This window comes from Cupriavidus sp. WS, from assembly GCF_000395345.1.
GTDB classification, from domain to species: Bacteria; Pseudomonadota; Gammaproteobacteria; order Burkholderiales; family Burkholderiaceae; genus Cupriavidus; species Cupriavidus basilensis_B.
The window spans coordinates 18,979-37,899 of the sequence record NZ_AQPL01000309.1; the positions used below are offsets into that span (position 1 = coordinate 18,979).

The 18,921-nt window shown below is 69.8% G+C and carries 17 protein-coding genes; 9 read left to right on the forward strand and 8 right to left on the reverse strand.

All coding sequences use genetic code 11. From position 1 onward, the window contains the following. The first annotated feature begins 204 nt into the window (after positions 1-204). On the forward strand, positions 205-2,067 hold the full coding sequence (locus tag K206_RS0123900) for a bifunctional diguanylate cyclase/phosphodiesterase (protein ID WP_020204917.1): 1,863 nt from the start codon (positions 205-207) through the stop codon (positions 2,065-2,067). 356 nt (positions 2,068-2,423) lie between these two features. Further along, on the forward strand, positions 2,424-3,002 hold the full coding sequence (locus tag K206_RS0123910; RefSeq protein ID WP_020204919.1) for an acyloxyacyl hydrolase: 579 nt from the start codon (positions 2,424-2,426) through the stop codon (positions 3,000-3,002). A 32-nt stretch (positions 3,003-3,034) separates the two neighbouring features. Here the strand turns inward: K206_RS0123910 and K206_RS0123915 are convergent, their stop codons facing one another. Continuing rightward, positions 3,035-4,576, reverse strand: coding sequence for a PLP-dependent aminotransferase family protein (locus tag K206_RS0123915; RefSeq protein ID WP_020204920.1), 1,542 nt, complete (start codon positions 4,574-4,576; stop codon positions 3,035-3,037). Between the two features lie 369 nt (positions 4,577-4,945). On the opposite strand from K206_RS0123915, the gene K206_RS0123920 reads away from it, so the two are divergent. Next, positions 4,946-6,277 carry an aspartate aminotransferase family protein gene (locus K206_RS0123920; protein WP_020204921.1) on the forward strand — a complete coding sequence of 444 codons (1,332 nt, stop codon included), beginning with the start codon at positions 4,946-4,948 and terminating at the stop codon, positions 6,275-6,277. Positions 6,278-6,305: 28 nt separating this feature from the next. Beyond that, positions 6,306-7,823, forward strand: coding sequence for a CoA-acylating methylmalonate-semialdehyde dehydrogenase (locus tag K206_RS0123925; RefSeq protein WP_020204922.1), 1,518 nt, complete (start codon positions 6,306-6,308; stop codon positions 7,821-7,823). Positions 7,824-7,933: 110 nt separating this feature from the next. Here the strand turns inward: K206_RS0123925 and K206_RS0123930 are convergent, their stop codons facing one another. After that, positions 7,934-8,359: a type II toxin-antitoxin system VapC family toxin gene (locus K206_RS0123930; protein ID WP_020204923.1), complete on the reverse strand. Its 426-nt coding sequence runs from the start codon at positions 8,357-8,359 to the stop codon at positions 7,934-7,936. Further along, positions 8,356-8,619, reverse strand: a complete 264-nt coding sequence (gene vapB, locus K206_RS39115) for a type II toxin-antitoxin system VapB family antitoxin (protein WP_020204924.1) — start codon at positions 8,617-8,619, stop codon at positions 8,356-8,358. Before vapB ends, K206_RS0123930 begins: the two co-directional genes overlap by 4 nt. Before the next feature lie 354 nt (positions 8,620-8,973). On the opposite strand from vapB, the gene K206_RS0123940 reads away from it, so the two are divergent. Continuing rightward, entirely contained in the window at positions 8,974-9,417 is a 444-nt protein-coding gene (locus K206_RS0123940) for a MarR family winged helix-turn-helix transcriptional regulator (RefSeq protein ID WP_020204925.1), read from the forward strand. A gap of 34 nt (positions 9,418-9,451) precedes the next feature. Here K206_RS0123940 and K206_RS0123945 read toward each other — a convergent pair whose 3' ends face one another. Both K206_RS0123945 and K206_RS0123950 read right to left on the reverse strand, forming a co-directional pair. Further along, positions 9,452-10,228, reverse strand: a complete 777-nt coding sequence (locus tag K206_RS0123945) for an enoyl-CoA hydratase (RefSeq protein WP_020204926.1) — start codon at positions 10,226-10,228, stop codon at positions 9,452-9,454. A 103-nt stretch (positions 10,229-10,331) separates the two neighbouring features. Beyond that, positions 10,332-11,738, reverse strand: coding sequence for a PLP-dependent aminotransferase family protein (locus K206_RS0123950; RefSeq protein ID WP_020204927.1), 1,407 nt, complete (start codon positions 11,736-11,738; stop codon positions 10,332-10,334). A 204-nt stretch (positions 11,739-11,942) separates the two neighbouring features. On the opposite strand from K206_RS0123950, the gene K206_RS0123955 reads away from it, so the two are divergent. Further along, positions 11,943-12,278: a DUF2917 domain-containing protein gene (locus tag K206_RS0123955; RefSeq protein ID WP_020204928.1), complete on the forward strand. Its 336-nt coding sequence runs from the start codon at positions 11,943-11,945 to the stop codon at positions 12,276-12,278. A gap of 16 nt (positions 12,279-12,294) precedes the next feature. On the opposite strand, the gene K206_RS0123960 is transcribed toward K206_RS0123955, so the two are convergent. Further along, complete coding sequence (locus tag K206_RS0123960) at positions 12,295-13,203, reverse strand: LysR family transcriptional regulator (protein ID WP_020204929.1); 909 nt, start codon at positions 13,201-13,203, stop codon at positions 12,295-12,297. A gap of 150 nt (positions 13,204-13,353) precedes the next feature. Between K206_RS0123960 and K206_RS0123965 the strand changes: the two genes are divergently transcribed. Next, positions 13,354-14,361 carry a zinc-binding alcohol dehydrogenase family protein gene (locus K206_RS0123965; RefSeq protein WP_020204930.1) on the forward strand — a complete coding sequence of 336 codons (1,008 nt, stop codon included), beginning with the start codon at positions 13,354-13,356 and terminating at the stop codon, positions 14,359-14,361. Positions 14,362-14,501: 140 nt separating this feature from the next. Here the strand turns inward: K206_RS0123965 and K206_RS0123970 are convergent, their stop codons facing one another. Beyond that, positions 14,502-14,789: a helix-turn-helix domain-containing protein gene (locus tag K206_RS0123970; protein WP_020204931.1), complete on the reverse strand. Its 288-nt coding sequence runs from the start codon at positions 14,787-14,789 to the stop codon at positions 14,502-14,504. 4 nt (positions 14,790-14,793) lie between these two features. Further along, a complete protein-coding gene (locus tag K206_RS0123975; protein ID WP_029044013.1) occupies positions 14,794-15,108 on the reverse strand; it encodes a type II toxin-antitoxin system RelE/ParE family toxin in 315 nt (104 codons plus the stop codon). Positions 15,109-15,334: 226 nt separating this feature from the next. Between K206_RS0123975 and icmF the strand changes: the two genes are divergently transcribed. Both icmF and K206_RS43070 read left to right on the forward strand, forming a co-directional pair. Next, the gene (gene icmF / locus K206_RS0123980; protein WP_020204933.1) at positions 15,335-18,640 is read left to right on the forward strand and encodes a fused isobutyryl-CoA mutase/GTPase IcmF; all 3,306 of its coding nucleotides are present in this window, start codon (positions 15,335-15,337) and stop codon (positions 18,638-18,640) included. 148 nt (positions 18,641-18,788) lie between these two features. Beyond that, the coding region (locus K206_RS43070; protein WP_043367035.1) for an HIT domain-containing protein at positions 18,789-18,921 on the forward strand (133 nt) is incomplete at its 3' end.

Genomic DNA, 18,921 nt, shown 5'->3' on the forward strand with positions numbered 1-18,921 from the left:
GCGCTGCACGCAGACGCATTGCGCCGCCCGGCGCGAGTGGGGATGACGGGGGGTAGCCCGCGCGTGCATGCGCGCCACGGCCTGCGCTTTATCGCGCAATGAGGGCACAAAGCGCGGTGTTCGGGGATAAAATGCGCGCCATGCCTGCCATTTGCCGTCGTGTCCCGGTCCGGGACGCGCGGCAGCCCGGCACTTCTCTCCCCTATGGACGACACCCCGCCGCGCGCACCGATCCCGTCACCTCCCGCCACGTTCGCCGCGCCCGCAGGCGCGAGCGCGGCGGCGGGCGTGGCCGCCGCCGCCGGGCAGCCGGACCTGCTGCTCGACAGTATCGCCGATGCCGTCGTCGCGTTCGACCGCGACTGGCGCTTCACCTACGTCAACCGGCCCGCCGAGCGCCTGTTCAGGCGCAGCCGCGCCGAACTGCTGGGCCGCGCCATCCGCGACTGCTGCCCCGAGCTGGACGGCTCGCCCAGCTACCAGGCCGGCGTCGAGGCCGCCGCCAGCGGCGAGCCCCGCACCAGCACCGCGTTCCATGCGCCGCTGGCCTGCTGGCTGGAGGCGCGCGTGTTCCCGCACGCCGGCGGGCTGGCCATCCTGTTCCGCGACGTCAGCAGCGAGCGCGAGCAGTCCGCGCAGCTCGAATACCACGCCGGCCACGATTACCTGACCGGCCTGCCCAACCGCCGCCGCTGCACGCAGGTGCTGGCTGACGCGGTGGCCGAGGCGGCCGCGGCGCGCGCCGCCGCGGCGGGCGGCAGCGACGATGGCGGCGACGGCAGCGGCGACGGCAGCGATGATGGCAGCGATGATGGCAGCGGCAGCGGCAGCGGCAGCGGCAGCGGCAGCGGCAGCGCGCGCGACGGCGTGGCCGTGCTGTTCGTCGACCTGGACCGCTTCAAGGAAGTGAACGATGCGTTCGGCCACGCCGCCGGCGACGCCCTGCTGCGCGAAGTGGCCGAGCGCTTCCTGGCGCTGCTCGGTCCCGACGCCTTCGTCGCGCGCGTGGGCGGCGACGAGTTCGTCTTCGTGCTGCGCTGCGCCCATGCCGGCCAGGCCGAGCGCTTCGCCGGCACCATCCTGGCCGGCGTCTCGCATCCGTTCCAGGTCGAGGGCCACACGGTGCTGCTGGGCGCCAGCGTGGGCATCGCGCAATGGCCCGAGGCCGGCAGCGGCGCCGACACGCTGCTCAACCACGCCGACGCCGCCATGTACGCCGCCAAGGGCGCGGGCCGCTTCCAGTTCCGCACCTTCCACCGCGATCTCGCGCACGGCATGCGCCAGCGCCTGCAGTTGCGCGCCGACCTGCTGGCGGCACTGGCCGACGACCAGCTCGTGCTGCACTTCCAGCCGCAATGGTCGCTGCCGGACGCGCGCCTGGTGGGCGCCGAGGCGCTGCTGCGCTGGCAGCACCCGGTGCACGGGCTGCTGCTGCCGGGCGCCTTCCTCGACGTGGTGCTCGAGTCGCCGCTCGAGGCCGCGGTCGGCATGTGGGTGATGCGCGCCGTGTGCGGCCAGATCGCCGGCTGGCGCCGCGAGGGCCTGCCGGTGCCCAAGATCTCGCTCAACCTGTCGGCCAGGCAACTGGTGATGCCGGGGCTGGCCGGGGTCCTGACCGGGCTGGCGAGCGAGCACCGGGTGCCGTGCGCGCTGCTCGACGTGGAAGTCACCGAGAACGCGCTGATGACCGACCTCGACAACGCCGCCGCGGCGCTGGGCGAGCTCAAGCGGGCCGGCATCAGCGCCTCGCTGGACGACTTCGGCTCGGGCTACTCCAGCCTGGCTTACCTGACGCGCCTGCCGGTCGACACGCTCAAGGTCGACAAATCGTTCGTCGCCGCGCTGGGCCGCGCGCCCGAGGCGCTGGCGGTGATGCGCGGGGTGATCGCGCTGGCGCGCTCGCTGGGCCTGCGCAGCCTCGCCGAGGGCGTGGAAAACGAGGCCCAGCAGCGCCTGCTGGCCGACGAGGGCTGCGACGCGGCGCAGGGTTTCCTGCTCGGCCGGCCGCTGCCGCCGGCCGAGTTCGCCGCCGTGATGCGCGGCGGCGGAGCCACCGGGCGCGGATGACGCAGCGCGGCAACAACCCGCAGTCATGCCGAGCACGATGGGGCCCGGAGGTGCATAATCGCCCACCAGTACGACACGTCCTGGCCGAAGTGGTCGACCGGCTCAACATACATTCATGAATGGATGTATAATTTCGCGATTGTTCGCCTGGGAGTCCAGGCGTCTGTTGCGGAACTTGACCATGACTTACCGTTTTATTGCCGGATGCATCGGCACCTGGCTTGCGATCGCCGTGACCGCGGGCTGGGTGATGGAGCGCCTCTGGTCCTGAGTACGGGTGGTCGGCCTTGCCGCGCGGAGGTGGCAAGGTTTTCGCCAGGACTTGCCATTCTCGCGGTTTCACCACCACCTTGCACATGACCAATCAGAAGAAGAAGGCCGGCCTTGCCCGCCGGTTCGCATCGCAATTCAAGGCGCTCGGCGCCGTCGCCGCTCTGGGCGCCTGCGCTGCCGCGCACGCCGATCCCGCGGTCCACGTGGCCGTCGGCCGCGATCCCGGCCACAACATCAACAAGTACGAAGTCGGCGTCAACTGGGATTCCGGCTTTGCCTGGGGCAACCCGCAGGGCTGGCAGTTCAAGCTGCAGTGGGAAGCCGAAGTCGCCGAGTGGAACACCCTGAGCGGCACCAACCACCACAACCTGACCGAATTCGGCTTCACGCCGGTGTGGCGCCTGGAAAAGCGCGGCGGTGCCTGGGTGCCGTTCCTCGAAGCCGCGGTCGGCGTGCGCATGCTGAGCAGCAAGTACACCTCGGAAGAGCACCGTTCGGGCAGCCTGTTCCAGTTCTCGGACATGCTGGGCCTGGGCGTGGCCTTCGGCCCGAAGACCGCCTATGAGGCCGGCTTCCGCTACCAGCACGTCTCCAACGCCGGCATCAAGCAGCCCAATCCGGGCAGCGGCTTCTACACCGGCTACGTGCGTTATCGCTTCTGAGGTTAGCCGCCGGGCCTGACGCCCGGCGCCCATCAGGCCAGCCGCGCCAGCCCCGGGCGCGCGCCACGCGCGCCGCGCGCCGGGCTTTCCGCCGGCGCGGCGCGGTCCTGCCCGCCGCGCAGCGAATCGAAGAAGCGCCACAGCGCCGGCGCGTCGCTGGTGGCCACGTTGAAGCGGATCCACGGCGAATCGCCCTCGTCCGGCACGAAATACGATCCCGGCGCGAGCCAGATGCCGTGCTCCAGCGCCAGCGTGGCCAGCCGGTTGCCGGAGCGCGCGGCCTCGCCGTCGCTTCCTTCTCTTTCTCCGCTTGCCCCGTTCTTCCCGCTGTCCTCCGGCCGCACGCGCGCCCAGGCGAACATCCCGCCTTCCGGGCGCAGCAGCACTTCCAGCCCGTGCGCCTCCATCTTCTCCGTGATGCGGTCCTGCTGGCCGCGCAGCCGCTCGGCCAGCGCCGCCACGTGGCGGCCGTAGTGGCCGCTGGCCAGCACCGAGTACACCAGCCGCTCGGTCACTTCCGACGAGGTCAGCCCCACCGCCATCTTGGTGCGCGCCAGCGCCTTGGCCAGTTCCGGGCTGGCCGCGAGGTAGCCCACCCGCAGCGAGGGCGCGATGGTCTTGGAGAAGCCGTTCACGTAGATCACGTGCGACAGCCCGTCCATCGCCGCCAGCATGGGCGAGCCGGCCGGCGCCAGCTCGCGGTAGATGTCGTCCTCCACCACCAGCAGCCGGTATTGCTCGGCCAGCTGCAGCACGCGGTGCGCGTTCATGCTGGTGAGCGTGCCGCCGGTCGGGTTCTGCAGCACCGTGTTGACGAACAGCGCGCGCGGCGCGTGGGCGCGGATGGCGTGGTCGAGCGCGTCGGTGTCCAGCCCGGCCGCGGTGCGGCGCACGCCCACCACCCGCAGCCCGGCCAGGCGCAGGATCTGCAGCAGGTTGCAGTAGCAGGGATCTTCCACCAGCACCGTGTCGCCGGGGCGCAGCAGCGTGCGCACCACCAGGTCCAGCGCCTGCGTGGCGCCCTGCGTGAGCACCACCTGCTGGGCCTGCACCGGCATGCCGTACTGGCTCAGGCCGGCGGCGATATGCTCGCGCAGCGCGGCGAAGCCGTAGGGATGGCCGTAGCCCGACACCTGCGCGGCCGGCACGCGCGCGGCCGCGCGCATGGCCTGATGCAGCCCTTCCTCGTTGAGCCAGTCGCCGGGCAGCCAGCCCGCGCCGGCCTTGATCGGCACCGAGTGGTCGGCGAACACGTCCGACAGCAGCCAGGCGGCGTTGAGCCCGGGCGCTTCCCAGCGCGCCGCCGGCACCTGCCCGGCGGGCGCGTGGCGGTGCGCCACCGTGTAGCCCGAGCCCACGCGCGCGCTCAGGTAGCCCAGCGCGGTCAGGCGGCCGTAGGCCTCGGCCACGGTGAAGGTGCTGATGCCATGCTGCTGGGCGAAGCGCCGCACCGAAGGCAGCGCCACGCCGGCGCGCAGCACGCGGCGGTCGACCAGGCTGGCGATGCCGGCCACGATCTGTTCGGTCAGGGTGTCGCCGCTGCGGCGGCCGCGCACGAGTTCCAGGTTGAGCATGCGTCACGCGCGATGGAAATGAACCTGTACAGTTTAAGCGCACCGCCCGGCCAACGGGAAGCACGGCCTCGCGGCACCTCGATGCCACGCTGCCGCGCAATGCCCGCACGGGCGCGGATTTCCATGACGCAATGCGCAATCGCGTCGCCATCGGCCGGGCTGGTCGGCATCGGCGCCATGCCGTGATCTGTACGGTTGTTGCACTAGAACCTGTACGGTCAGGCGAGGTTTTGCCGACCGTATATTCTTCAAGACAGGCCGTACCGCTACAGTGGCCGCATTCACCAGCAGTGCCCCCGGACAACCGACCGAACAACCCGGGCGCGGCCCGCACGCCGCGCCCCTAGCCGAACCCCCTGAGGAGGACGTATGGATGCCGCCAAGACCGTGATCCCCGATCTCGACGCCCTGTGGATGCCGTTTACCGCCAACCGCCAGTACAAGGCTGCGCCGCGCCTGCTGGCCTCGGCCAGCGGCATGTACTACACCACCCATGACGGCCGCCAGGTGCTCGACGGCTGCGCCGGCCTGTGGTGCGTGGCCGCCGGCCACTGCCGCACCGAGATCACCGAAGCCGTGGCGCGCCAGATCCAGACGCTGGACTACGCGCCGCCGTTCCAGATGAGCCACCCGCTCACGTTCGAAGCCGCCACCAAGCTCGCCGGCATCATGCCCGCGGGCCTGGACCGCATCTTCTTCACCAACTCGGGCTCGGAATCGGTCGACACCGCGCTGAAGATCGCGCTGGCCTACCACCGCGCGCGCGGCGAGGGCCAGCGCACGCGCTTCATCGGCCGCGAGCGCGGCTACCACGGCGTGGGCTTCGGCGGCATGGCGGTGGGCGGCATCGGCGGCAACCGCAAGGTCTTCTCCGGCAACCTGATGCCCGGCGCGGATCACCTGCCGGCCACGCTCAACATCGCCGAGGCGGCCTACTCCAAGGGCCAGCCGCAATGGGGCGCGCACCTGGCCGAGGATCTCGAGCGCATCCTGGCGCTGCACGACCCGTCCAACGTCGCCGCCGTGATCGTCGAGCCGCTGTCCGGCTCGGCCGGCGTGCTGGTGCCGCCGGTGGGCTACCTGGAAAAGCTGCGCGAGATCACCAGCAAGCATGGCATCCTGCTGATCTTCGACGAGGTCATCACCGCCTTCGGCCGCCTGGGCGCGGCCACCGCGGCCGAGCGCTTCAAGGTCACGCCGGACCTGATCACGATGGCCAAGGCCATCAACAACGCGGCCGTGCCGATGGGCGCGGTGGCGGTGCGCCGCGAAGTGCACGACGCCGTGATCAACTCCGCCGCGCCGGGCGCGATCGAGTTCCTGCACGGCTACACGTATTCGGGCCACCCGCTGGCCGCCGCCGCGGCCATCGCCACGCTGGACATCTACAAGAACGAGGACCTGTTCGGCCGCGCCGCCGCGCTGGCGCCCGCGTTCGAGACCGCCGCGCATGCGGTGCGCGGCGCGCCGCACGTGAAGGACATCCGCAACTTCGGCCTGGTGGCCGGCATCGAGCTGGAGCCGCGCGCGGGCCAGCCCGGCGCGCGCGGCTACGAGGCCTTCCTCAAGTGCCTGGAGCGCGGCGTGCTGGTGCGCTACACCGGCGACATCCTGGCCTTCTCGCCGCCGCTGATCATCACCGAAGAGCAGATCGGCCACATGTTCGACACCGTGAAGAAAGTCCTGCAGGAATTGCAGTAACCGCAGCGGCCAGACAGGGGACACCGACGTGAACATCGCAGAAAACCGGCAGATCGCCGACATCGGGCACTACATCGGCGGCACCGTGCGCGCCGCCTCCTCGGACCGCTTCGCCGATGTCTTCAACCCGGCCACCGGCGCCGTGGCCGCCCGCGTGGCGCTGGGCGGCGCGCGGGACGTTGACGCCGCCGTGGCCGCCGCGCACGCGGCGTTCCCGGCCTGGTCCGAGACCGCGCCGCTCAAGCGCGCGCGCATCCTGTTCAAGTTCAAGGAACTGCTCGACCGCCACCACGACGACCTCGCCGCGCTGATCACGCGCGAGCACGGCAAGGTGTTCTCCGACGCCAAGGGCGAAGTCACGCGCGGCGTCGAGGTGGTGGAGTTCGCCTGCGGCATCCCCAACCTGCTCAAGACCGACTTCACCGACAACATCGGCGGCGGCATCGACAACTGGAACCTGCGCCAGCCGCTCGGCGTGGTGGCCGGCATCACGCCGTTCAACTTCCCGGTGATGGTGCCGATGTGGATGTTCCCGGTGGCGCTGGCGTGCGGCAACACCTTCGTGCTCAAGCCGAGCGAGCGCGATCCGTCGCCCTCGCTGCTGATCGCCGACCTGCTCAAGCAGGCCGGCCTGCCCGACGGCGTGTTCAACGTCGTGCAGGGCGGCAAGGAAGCCGTCGACGCGCTGCTCGCGCACAAGGACGTGCAGGCGCTGTCGTTCGTCGGCTCCACGCCGATCGCCGAGTACATCTATACCGAAGGCACCAGGCACGGCAAGCGCGTGCAGGCCCTGGGCGGCGCCAAGAACCACCTCGTGGTGATGCCCGACGCCGATCTCGACCAGGCCGTGGACGCGCTGATCGGCGCCGCCTACGGCTCGGCCGGCGAGCGCTGCATGGCGATCTCGGTGGCGGTGGCGGTCGGCGACGTGGCCGACAAGCTGGTGCCGCGCCTGGCCGAGCGCGCCAGAACGCTGAAGATCCGCAACGGCATGGAAGCCGACGCCGAGATGGGCCCGCTGGTCACGGCCGCGCACAAGGCCAAGGTCGAGGGCTACATCGCCCGCGGCGTGGAAGAGGGCGCCACGCTCGTGACCGACGGCCGCGGCCACAAGGTCGACGGCCACGAAGGCGGCTTCTACGTGGGCGGCACGCTGTTCGACCACGTCACGCCGGACATGACCATCTACAAGGAAGAGATCTTCGGCCCGGTGCTGTCGGTGGTGCGCGTGAACGACCTCGCCCACGCGGTGGCGCTGATCAACGCGCACGAGTTCGGCAACGGCGTGTCCTGCTACACCAGCGACGGCGGCGTGGCGCGCGCGTTCTCGCGCCAGATCCAGGTCGGCATGGTCGGCATCAACGTGCCGATCCCGGTGCCGATGGCGTGGCACTCGTTCGGCGGCTGGAAGCGCTCGCTGTTCGGCGACCACCACGCCTACGGCGAGGAAGGCGTGCGCTTCTACACGCGCTACAAGAGCATCATGCAGCGCTGGCCGGACAGCATCGGCAAGGGCGCGGAGTTCACGATGCCGGTGGCGAAATAACGCTGCCGGCGGGGGCGGGCGGCGATGTCCGCCCCTGGCCCTGGTGCTGCGAATGCCCTTCACCGGATTGTGCAAGGGCATTTTTCTTTTGCGGCTGGCGCCGCCGCGGCTCACGCGGGCGGCGTTGCCCAGTCCTCGAACCGAAGTCCCGGTATGCGCCGGAACTCGCGCACGTTGTTGGTGATCAGCGTGGCGCCGGCGGCGCTGGCATGTCCCGCGATGGCGGCATCGTTGTCGCCGACCGGCGTGCCGCGCGCGGCCAGTTCCACGCGGATTGCCGTGGTGGTATCGACGGCGGCCGCATCCCAGGGCAGGATGCCGTCGAGGCGCGAGACAAAAGCGGAAACGAGTGCGGTGTGCTTCGGCGAGGCTTTCTTGCCGACCGAGCCGAAGCGCATTTCCGCATAGGTGATGGCCGATACGACGATGCGGTGCTGCGCGCTGACGCAGGCCTGGAGCCTGGCGAGCACTTCGGGATGGCGCTCGCGCATGACGAACGAGCAGATATTGGTGTCGAGCATGTAGAGCCGCTTCACTCCCGGGTCGCCTCCTTGTTCCCATCCGTGCCGGACAGATCGAAGCCTCCCATCTGGACGACGGCCGGGCGCTCGGTGAGGAAATCGCCATCTGCCAGCGGCTCGCCCGTGAACGACACCCACGACGGCCGCACCGGGCGCAGCAGGATCGTGTCCCCGTCGCGGCGGATCTCCAGTTCGGTCACGCCGTCGAACTGCATGTCCTTGGGAATGTGGATAGCCTGGCCGGCGTTGTTCCTGAAAATGGCAACGGTACGCATGGCACCTCCTGTGGGATGGATGACCTTACCGCGCCATTCTAGATATATGCCTCCATCTGTAAAGCCGACTACGTGCTGTAGGCGGCGCTTCTAACACATGTTGACATGTGGTCCACGCATACAGCCACGCCAGGCGAAATCGCCGCGTGGATGATCGGCCGGGACTTGCTGCTCTCGAGTACGGCTTTTCCTACGCGCGCCGCGACGCGGTGCCGCATGGCGGCTGAGGTGCGCGCCGCCGCTGGCGTGCCCGAACGCCGCCCGGCATGATAAGGTTCGCACGCGAATCTCTTCGCGCGCCTTTCACGAGCAAGGGCAGCCACCGATTCGAGGACGACGATCGAGGACGACAAGTTGACGGTAAAGGACGATTCGGAGCGCCGCCTGGTCTACCTGCTGAACGTGGGCCAGCGCCGCCTGCAGCGCTGGACGCAGGCGCGCGCCGCGGCCGGCGGCGTGACCGCGGCGCAGGCGGGCCTGCTGTACTTCCTGGGCAAGCACAACGGCGCGCTGATGAGCGAGGCGGCCGCCGCGCTCGACATGGGTGCCCCCGGCATGAGCGGCCTGGTGGACCGCATGGCCCTGGCGGGCCTGGTGGAGCGGCGCGCCGACGCGGACGACGGGCGCGCCTCGCGCATCTGGCTGACGCCGGCGGGCCGCACCGCGCGGGCCCGCGCCAAGGCGGGGCTGGCGCAGCTCAACGCCCGGCTGACCGAAGGCTTCAGCGAGGCGGAGATGGCCATCGTCGCGCGCTGGCTGCAGAGCCTGCAGGAGAAGTTTCCCGCCGTCGACGACTGAGCGACCGAGCGACTGAATGACCGAAGGCAGGCGCCTACGCGCGCGCCACCTTCGAGAAATCGGCCGGGCGGCGCTGCGCGAACGCGCTGAAGGCTTCCCGGGCTTCGGCGCTCTTCAGGCGCGCTTCGAAGCAGGCGCTTTCCGCCTCCATCTGCGCGACCAGCGCCTGCCCGTCGCGCATCAGTCCCTTCATCGCCAGCAGCGAGCCGGCCGGCTTGGCGGCGATGCGCGCGGCCATCGCCTTGGTTTCCGCATGCAGCTGGTGCGCCGGCACGATGCGGTTGGCGAGGCCCCAGGCCAGCGCCTGCGCGGCCGCCACCGGCTCGCCGAGCGCGAACATCTCGAACGCGCGCGCGTGCCCCACGCGCAGCGGCATCAGCAGGCTGGAGGCGGCTTCCGGCACCAGCGCGAGGTTGATGAACGGCGTGATGAGCTGGGCATCGTCGGCCAGCAGCACGTAGTCGCAATGCAGCAGCATGGTGGTGCCCACGCCGACCGCCTTGCCCTGCACGGCGGCCACCAGCGGCAGCCTGGCGGTGGCGAGGCTGTGCAGGAAGCGCGTCACGTGCCGCTCGGCCGGGCCGTTGCCGGCGGCCTGGGCGGCGAATTCGCTGACGTCGTTGCCGGCGCTGAAGGTGTCGCCGGCGCCCCGGATGACGACGACGCGGATGCCGGGGTCATCCTGCGCGCCTTCGATGGCGTCCGCCAGCGCGCCGTACATGGCGTTGGTCAGCGCGTTCTTCTTGTCGGTGCGCGAGATGGTCAGCGTGAGCACGCCGCCGGCGAGGTCGGTGTCGAGTTCCGGGATCAATGCGGTCTCCTGAAATAAAGTTCGCATGCAAAGTATATCTACTTTGCATGCGAAGTAAACCAGGAGCGGGCCTGCCTTCTCTCCCGCCTATCCCCGCTCCCGCCTATCCCCGGCGCGCGCCGGCCTCTTCCAGGAAAGCCAGCGCGCGCGGCTCCTCCACGAACGCCGAGTTGATGCGGATCCAGGCCGAGGTCTCGCCGCCGGGGCGGAAGTAGTTGCCCGGCGCCAGCGTCACGCCGTGCTGCTCGGCCAGCGTCACCAGCTCGCGCGAGTCCGCCACGCCGCGCGTGCGCGCCCACAGGAAGTTGCCGCCGGCCGGTTCGCAATAGACTTCCCAGCCCGCGCCGTGCAGGCGCCGCACCGCGCCCGCGGTGGCCTGGCGCACGCGCAGGCGCAGCCGCTCCATGTACTTGCGGTAGGCGCCGCGCTCGAGCAGCGCCGCGGTCACGGCTTCCGCGAAGTGCGAGCCGGCCACGCTGGTCAGCACCTTCACGTCCACCAGGTCCTTGACCAGCGCCTTGTCGGCCACCAGGTAGCCGATGCGCAGCGAGGCCGACACCGTCTTGGAGAAGCCGCCGATGTAGATCACGTGCTCGAGCTGGTCCAGCGTGGCGAGGCGGTCGGTGAAGTGGGTCTGGAAGTCGGAGAAGATGTCGTCCTCGACGAAGCGGAAGCCGTGCTTGCGCGCCAGCTCCAGCAGCCGGAACGCCACCGGCGGCGCCAGCGTGGAGCCGGTGGGGTTCTGCAGCACGCTGTTGGTGAAGAACAGCTTGGGCTTGTGCTCGCGCAGCAGCGCCTCGGCGGCGTCGGGGTCGGGGCCGTTGGCGGTGTGCGGCACGCCCACCAGGCGCACGCCGTGCAGGCGCAGCAGGCCGAACAGGTTGTAGTAGCCGGGGTCCTCCACGAACACCGTGTCGCCGGGCTTGAGCAGGCGGCGCACCACCAGGTCCAGCGCCTGGCTGGCGCCGCTGGTGATCAGCACCTGCGGCAGCTCGGCGGTGATGCCGAGCTGCCGCACGCGCGTGAGCACGTGCTGGCGCAGCTCCGGCAGGCCCATCGGCGTGGCGTAGTGGATCACGCTGGCCACTTCCGTGCGCGAGACCTGGCGGATGGCCTGGGTCAGGCCTTCGAGGTCGCGCCACTGCTCCGGCACGAAGCCGCCCGCCAGCTTGAGCGTGGCGCTCGGGTGGTTGAACTGCTCCAGGATGTGGTCGGAGAGGTCCTCGGCCAGGCTTGGGTTGGACCAGCCGTTGGCGCCGCGCGCCAGCAGCGGGCTGTCCGCCACGAAGAAGCCCGAGCCGTGGCGCGAATCGAGCAGGCCCTGCGACACCAGCCGGTCATAGGCCTCGATCACCGGGAAGCGGCTGATGCCGTGCTCGGCGGCGAGCTGGCGGATCGACGGCAGGCGCGCGCCGGGGCGCACCTCGCTCGAGCTGATCCAGCTCTTGACCTCGTTGACGATCTGGTCGGTGATGGGCACGCCGGTGGCGGGGACGAGAGTGAGCTTCATGAGGGCGCGTGTCGGGGAAGAACGTGTGCCGGAAAAGGCAAGTGTCAGGAAAAACTACTGAACAGTGCATGGAAAACTGTTCACAACTGTTCATGGGATTGTAGTTGCCGCCGTGAATAATGGAAGGCATGCGGAGGAGGTGCCCCCGCCAGTCGGCGCGGCAGGGCATGGAGCACACCGCAATGCAGAGACAGGAGCGGCAACATGCGTGAACTACGGATCTTCGAACTGGATGAACCCGGCCGGCCGGTGGGCTGGCGCGCCCGCGAAGGGCAGACCGTCAAGGCGGTCGAAGGACGCCTGTGGCTGACGATCGAAGGCCATCACGCCGACATCTGGCTGCTGCCCGGCGCCTGCTGCGCGCTGCCGGCCGGCGCCAGGGTCTGGCTGTCCGGCGAGAGCGAGGGCGCCCGCTTCACGCTGGCCGAAACCCCGGTGCCGCTGTCGTGGCGCTGGCTGGCCATCCTCGGGCGCGCGCTGGGCCGGCGCCTGGGCCAGCGGCGCGCCGGCGCCACGCAGTGCCCGGAGCCGGGGCTGTGAGGCGCGCGCGGCCCGGTTATTTCCGTCGGTAAAGAATGTCGGCGCAGCGCGTGCGCAGGAACTCGTGCAGCCGCTGCACCGCCGGCGTGAGCAGCGTGCGGTGCGCGCTGACCAGTTGCAGCGGCGTCGGCTCGCCGTGCTCGGGCGGGAACAGTTCGACCAGGCGGCCGGCGTACAGGTCCGGCGAGACATCGATGCGCGACTTGTACACCAGCCCGTGGCCGGCCACGGCCCAGCGCCGCACCACGTCGGCATCGTCGCTGACGCGGTCGCCTTTCACGGTCACGGTTTCCACGCCGCGCGGCAGGTGGAAGGTCCAGCGCTCGTGGGTCTGGTCGCCCATCACGTAGCGCAGGCAGTTGTGCTTGCGCAGGTCCGCCGGCGAGGCCGGCGCGCCGTGGCGCTTCAGGTAGGCGGGCGAGGCGCACAGCGTGCGGCGGTTGGCCGGCGCCAGCGGCAGCGCCACCAGGCTGGAATCGGCCAGCGTGCCGTAGCGCACGCCGATGTCGAGCGGCTGGCGGAAGAAGTCCGCGGCCTGGTCGCTGATGCGCAGGTACAGCGAGACCTTCGGATGCACCTGCTGGAACGCGTCCAGCCAGGGCAGCAGCACGTTGCGTCCCAGGTCCGACGGCGCCGACAGCCGGATCGGCCCGGCAATCTCGGCGCTGGCCTGCGCCAGCGCCTGGCGCCCGCCGTCGATGGCCGCCAGCGCCGCCCGCGCGTGCGGCAGGTAGCGCTCGCCTTCTTCCGACAAGCGCAGGCTGCGCGTGGAGCGCACGAACAGGCGCAGGCCCAGCTCCTGCTCCAGCCGCTTCATGGCGCTGCTGGCCAGCGCCGGCGTGATGTCCAGCAGCCGGGCCGCCGCGGAAAAGCTGCCCGACTCGGCGGTCCGGACAAATACCTGGAGATCGTCGAGTCTGAGCATTTTCTTCGGATCAGCGAAAGTGTTTGCTCGATTAGAGCATTTTTCGCGGAAGCCGGATAGGCGAACATCGCGGCATGCATCGGTTGCCGCTCACCGTCGCTTACCGCCTGCCTTGTTCGCCCGATTCCCATGTCCAGGAACCTGTCCGCCATGAAAGCCATCGCCTACACCCGCAACGAACTGCCCATCACCGATCCGGCCTCGCTGGTCGACATCGAACTGCCCGTGCCCACGCCCGGCCCGCGCGACCTGCTGGTGGCGATCCGCGCCATCTCGGTCAACCCGGTGGACACCAAGGTGCGCGCCAACTTCCCGACCGAAGCCCCGCGCGTGCTGGGCTGGGACGCCGCCGGCACGGTGACGGCCGTGGGCGCCGAGGTCACGCTGTTCCAGCCCGGCGACGCGGTCTACTACGCCGGCACGCTGGGCCGCCCCGGCACCAACGCCGAATACAGCCTCGTCGACGAGCGCATCGCCGGCCACAAGCCCGCCACGCTGAGCGATGCCCACGCCGCCGCGCTGCCGCTGACCGCGCTCACCGCCTGGGAACTGCTGTTCGACCGCCTCCACATCGCCGAAGGCGGCGGCGCGGGCCAGCACCTGCTGGTGGTCGGCGCGGCCGGCGGCGTGGGTTCGATCCTGGTGCAGCTCGCGCGCAAGCTTACCGGGCTGACCATCATCGGCACTGCCTCGCGCGCCGAAACCCGGCAATGGGTGCGGGACCTCGGCGCCCACCACGTCATCGACCACAGCCAGCCGCTGGCGGCCGAGCTGGCCCGCATCGGCGTCAGGCAGGTCGAGCACATCGCCAGCCTGACCCATACCGACGCGCACTACGCCGCGCTGGTCGAAGCGCTGGCCCCGCAAGGCCAGTTCGCGCTGATCGACGATCCCGCCACGCTGGACGCCATGCCGCTCAAGCGCAAGTCGGCCTCGCTGCACTGGGAATTCATGTTCGCCCGCTCCATGTTCGAGACCCCGGACATGATCCGCCAGCACGAGATCCTCGACCGCGTGGCCGGGCTGATCGACGACGGCACGCTCAAGACCACCTTCGGCGAGCACTACGGCACCATCGACGCGGCCAACCTGCGCCGCGCGCATGCCTTGCTGGAAAGCGGCCGCGCGCGCGGCAAGATCGTGCTCGAGGGGTTCTGAGCGCTGCCGGGCGCCAGGTGCCGTCAGGATTGTTGATTTGCAAAAGGGCGCTTCGGCGCCCTTTTTGCGTTTGGAATGACCGGCGCGAAACGCCGCGTCATGCGCGGTGCCGGCATGGCCGGCTCCGGGTCCGGTCCCGGTTATGCCGCCTCGATTTCCAGGCGCGGATGCAGCCCCGAGCGCACCACCAGCGACACCAGCATGTCGAGGCTGAACTTGTCCCACTTGCCGCGCACCAGATCGGAGACGCGCGGCTGGCTGATGCCCAGCGCGTCCGCCGCCTGGGCCTGGGTCCATCCGCGGGCGTCGACGACCTGACGCAGCGAGGCCATGAGATCGGCCCGCAGCTTGAGCAGGGTGGCTTCCTCGTCGGAGAAGCCGAGGTCGGCAAACACGTTGCCGCCCGATTCGGTGATGATGTCTTTCATGAGGTCACTCTTCAATCTGTCTGTAGCGGCGGGCAGCGAGCTCGATATCGGCCTTGGTGGTCTTCTGCGTGCGCTTGGGAAAGGCGTGCAGCACATAGACCGCATCCGCAAACTTCGCCACGTAGATGACGCGCCACTCGCCCTCCACGTGAATGCGCACCTCATAGGCTCCGGGGCCGACCGTCACCATCGGCTTGAAGTCGGGAGGCATCATGCCGCGCTGGATCGCATCCAGCGCGAAGCCGGCATGGCGCCTGGCCTCGGCAGGGAAATTGCGCAAATCGTCCAGGGCCGAGCCCACGAAGCGAAGGGATTTCATGGCACTGGATTATATAAGAATTTATATATCCGGTGACGCCCTCCGGCAAGCCGCGGCGGAGCACCTTCCCGTCAAGAGCAGATAGCAGTACCCTCGATGCATCTCATCCCATCGCACCCGGCTGCTTTCCCAACGGGAAAACCACGCGGGTAGCCAGAACAGAAAAGGGAGAGAAAACTACCCGTAAATCCTTGCCCGCGAGGATTTCACGTCTTAGGTGGAGACAATGACCGATCTTTCCGACGTGCAAAAGGGCGCGCAACCGGGCGCGCAACCGGGCGCCGCCCATCCGGCGCAGGAACCGAAGGGTCCCGTCAACAAGGTGCGCTTCGTCACCGCGGCCTCGCTGTTCGACGGCCACGACGCTTCGATCAACATCATGCGGCGCATCCTGCAGTCCTCGGGCTGCGAGGTGATCCATCTCGGGCACAACCGCTCGGTGCAGGAGGTGGTCGGCGCGGCGCTGCAGGAGGACGTGCAGGGCATCGCGATTTCCAGCTACCAGGGCGGCCACGTCGAGTATTTCAGGTACATGATCGACCTGCTGCGCGAGCGCGGCGGCGAGCGCATCCAGGTGTTCGGCGGCGGTGGCGGCGTGATCGTGCCGGAGGAGATCCGCGCGCTGCAGGCCTACGGCGTGGCGCGCATCTTCAGCCCGGAGGACGGCCAGCGCATGGGCCTGGCCGGCATGATCGCGGACATGGTGCGGCGCTGCGACATCGACCTCGCGCGCTACGCGCCCGCCACGCTCGACGCGGTCAGGGGCGGCGACCGCCGCGCGCTGGCGCAGCTGATCACGGCGCTGGAGAACGGCAAGGCCGCGCCGGGGCTGGCCGAGGCGCTGCGCGCCGAAGCGGCGGGCGTGAAGACGCCCGTGCTGGGCATCACGGGCACCGGCGGCGCCGGCAAGTCGTCGCTGACCGACGAACTGATCCGCCGCTTCCGGCTCGACCAGCGCGAGGCGCTGTCGATCGCGGTGATCTCCATCGATCCGTCGCGCCGCAAGTCGGGCGGCGCGCTGCTGGGCGACCGCATCCGCATGAACGCGATCGATCATGCGAACATCTTCATGCGCTCGCTGGCCACGCGCGATGCCGGCTCGGAGATCTCGCAGGCGCTGCCGGACGTGCTGGCCGCATGCAAGGCGGGCGGCTTCGACCTGATCGTGGTGGAGACCTCGGGCATCGGCCAGGGCGACGCGGCCATCGTGCCGCACGCGGACCTGTCGCTGTACGTGATGACGCCCGAGTTCGGCGCGGCCAGCCAGCTTGAGAAGATCGACATGCTGGACTTCGCCGATTTCGTCGCCATCAACAAGTTCGACCGCAAGGGCGCGCAGGATGCCTGGCGCGACGTGGCCAGGCAGGTGCAGCGCAACCGCGAGCAGTGGCACGGCAAGCCCGAGGACATGCCGGTCTACGGCACGCAGGCCTCGCGCTTCAACGACGACGGCGTCACCATGCTGTACCAGGGCCTGCGCGATGCGCTGCGCGCGCGCGGCATGCGCGTGGCCGAAGGCACGCTGCCGCGGCTGGCCGGGCGCATCTCCACCGGCCACAACGTGATCGTGCCGCCGGCGCGCAGCCGTTACCTGGCGGAGATCGCCGATACCGTGCGCGCCTATCACCGCCGCGTGGCGGCGCAGAGCCGGCTGGCGCGCGAGCGCCAGCAGCTGCGCGAGGCGCGCCGCATGCTGCTGGCCGCGCACGGGCAGGACGGCGGCGACGCCCTGCAGGCGCTGGCCGGCGAGCGCGACGCCGCGCTCGGCGCGCACGAGCGCAAGCTGCTGGCGATGTGGCCCGAGATGCGGCGCGCCTACGGCGGTGACGAATACGTGGTGAAGATCCGCGACAAGGAGCTCCGCACCGCGCTCACCGGCAAGACCCTGTCCGGCACCACCATCCGCAAGGTGGTGCTGCCGCGCTTCGAGGACGACGGCGAGGTGCTGCGCTGGCTGATGCGCGAGAACGTGCCCGGCAGCTTCCCGTACACCGCCGGCGTGTTCGCCTTCAAGCGCGAGAACGAAGACCCCACGCGCATGTTCGCCGGCGAGGGCGATGCGTTCCGCACCAACCGCCGCTTCAAGCTGGTGTCCGAGGGCATGGACGCCAAGCGCCTGTCCACCGCGTTCGACTCGGTCACGCTGTACGGCGAGGACCCGCACACGCGCCCGGACATCTACGGCAAGGTCGGCAACTCGGGCGTGTCCATCGCCACGCTGGACGACATGAAGGCGCTCTACGACGGCTTCGACCTGACCAGCCCGTCGACCTCGGTGTCGATGACCATCAACGGCCCCGCGCCCACCATCCTGGCGATGTTCATGAACACCGCCATCGACCAGCAGGTGGACAGGTTCCGCGCCGACAACGGCCGCGAGCCCAGCGCCGGCGAGGAAGCCAGGATCCGCGCGTGGGTGCTGCAGAACGTGCGCGGCACGGTGCAGGCCGACATCCTCAAGGAAGACCAGGGCCAGAACACCTGCATCTTCTCCACCGAGTTCTCGCTCAAGGTGATGGGCGACATCCAGGAATACTTCGTGCACCACCAGGTGCGCAATTTCTACTCGGTGTCGATCTCGGGCTACCACATCGCCGAGGCCGGCGCCAACCCGATCTCGCAGCTCGCCTTCACGCTCTCCAACGGCTTCACCTACGTGGAGGCGTATCTCGCGCGCGGCATGCACATCGACGATTTCGCGCCCAACCTGTCGTTCTTCTTCTCCAACGGCATGGACCCCGAATACAGCGTGCTGGGCCGCGTGGCGCGCCGCATCTGGGCGGTGGCCCTGCGCGACAAGTACGGCGCCAACGAGCGCAGCCAGAAGCTCAAGTACCACATCCAGACCTCGGGCCGCTCGCTGCACGCGCAGGAGATCGACTTCAACGACATCCGCACCACGCTGCAGGCGCTGATCGCCATCTACGACAACTGCAACTCCCTGCACACCAACGCCTACGACGAAGCCATCACCACGCCCACCGGCGAATCGGTGCGGCGCGCGCTGGCCATCCAGCTCATCATCAACCGCGAATGGGGCGTGGCCCGCTGCGAGAACCCCAACCAGGGCAGCTTCCTGGTCGAGGAGCTGACCGACCTGGTGGAAGAGGCGGTGATGCAGGAGTTCGAGCGCATCGCCGAGCGCGGCGGCGTGCTCGGCGCGATGGAGACCGGCTACCAGCGCGGCAAGATCCAGGAAGAGTCGCTGTACTACGAACAGCGCAAGCACGACGGCACGCTGCCCATCATCGGCGTGAACACCTTCCGCAACCCGGATGGCGACCCCACGCCGCAGGCGCTGGAACTGGCGCGCTCCAGCGACGCGGAAAAGCAGAGCCAGCTCGCCCGCCTGGCGGACTTCCACGCGCGCCACGCCGGCGCCGCGCCCGCCGCGCTGGCGCGCCTGCGCCAGGCCGTGATCGACGACGGCAACGTGTTCGCCGTGCTGATGGACGCGGTGCGCACCTGCTCGCTGGGGCAGGTCACGCACGCGCTGTTCGAGGTGGGCGGCCAGTACCGCCGCAATATGTGACGGCGGCGTGGCAGCCGTGGGGTTTGGCGTGACGCTGCGCTGCGTTAAACTTCAAGGCTGCGCCCGCCACGGCCCGCCACGGCATGCCGTCGAGCACCGTGGTGCGCCGCAGCGCACCGCGGCCCGCCCAACAGCAACGAGACCAGACATGAGCAACGCTTCTTACGATCCCAACAACGTCTTCGCCCGCATCCTGCGCGGCGAGCTGCCGTGCAACAAGGTCTACGAAGACGACGACACCATCGCCTTCATGGACATCATGCCGCAGTCCGACGGCCACA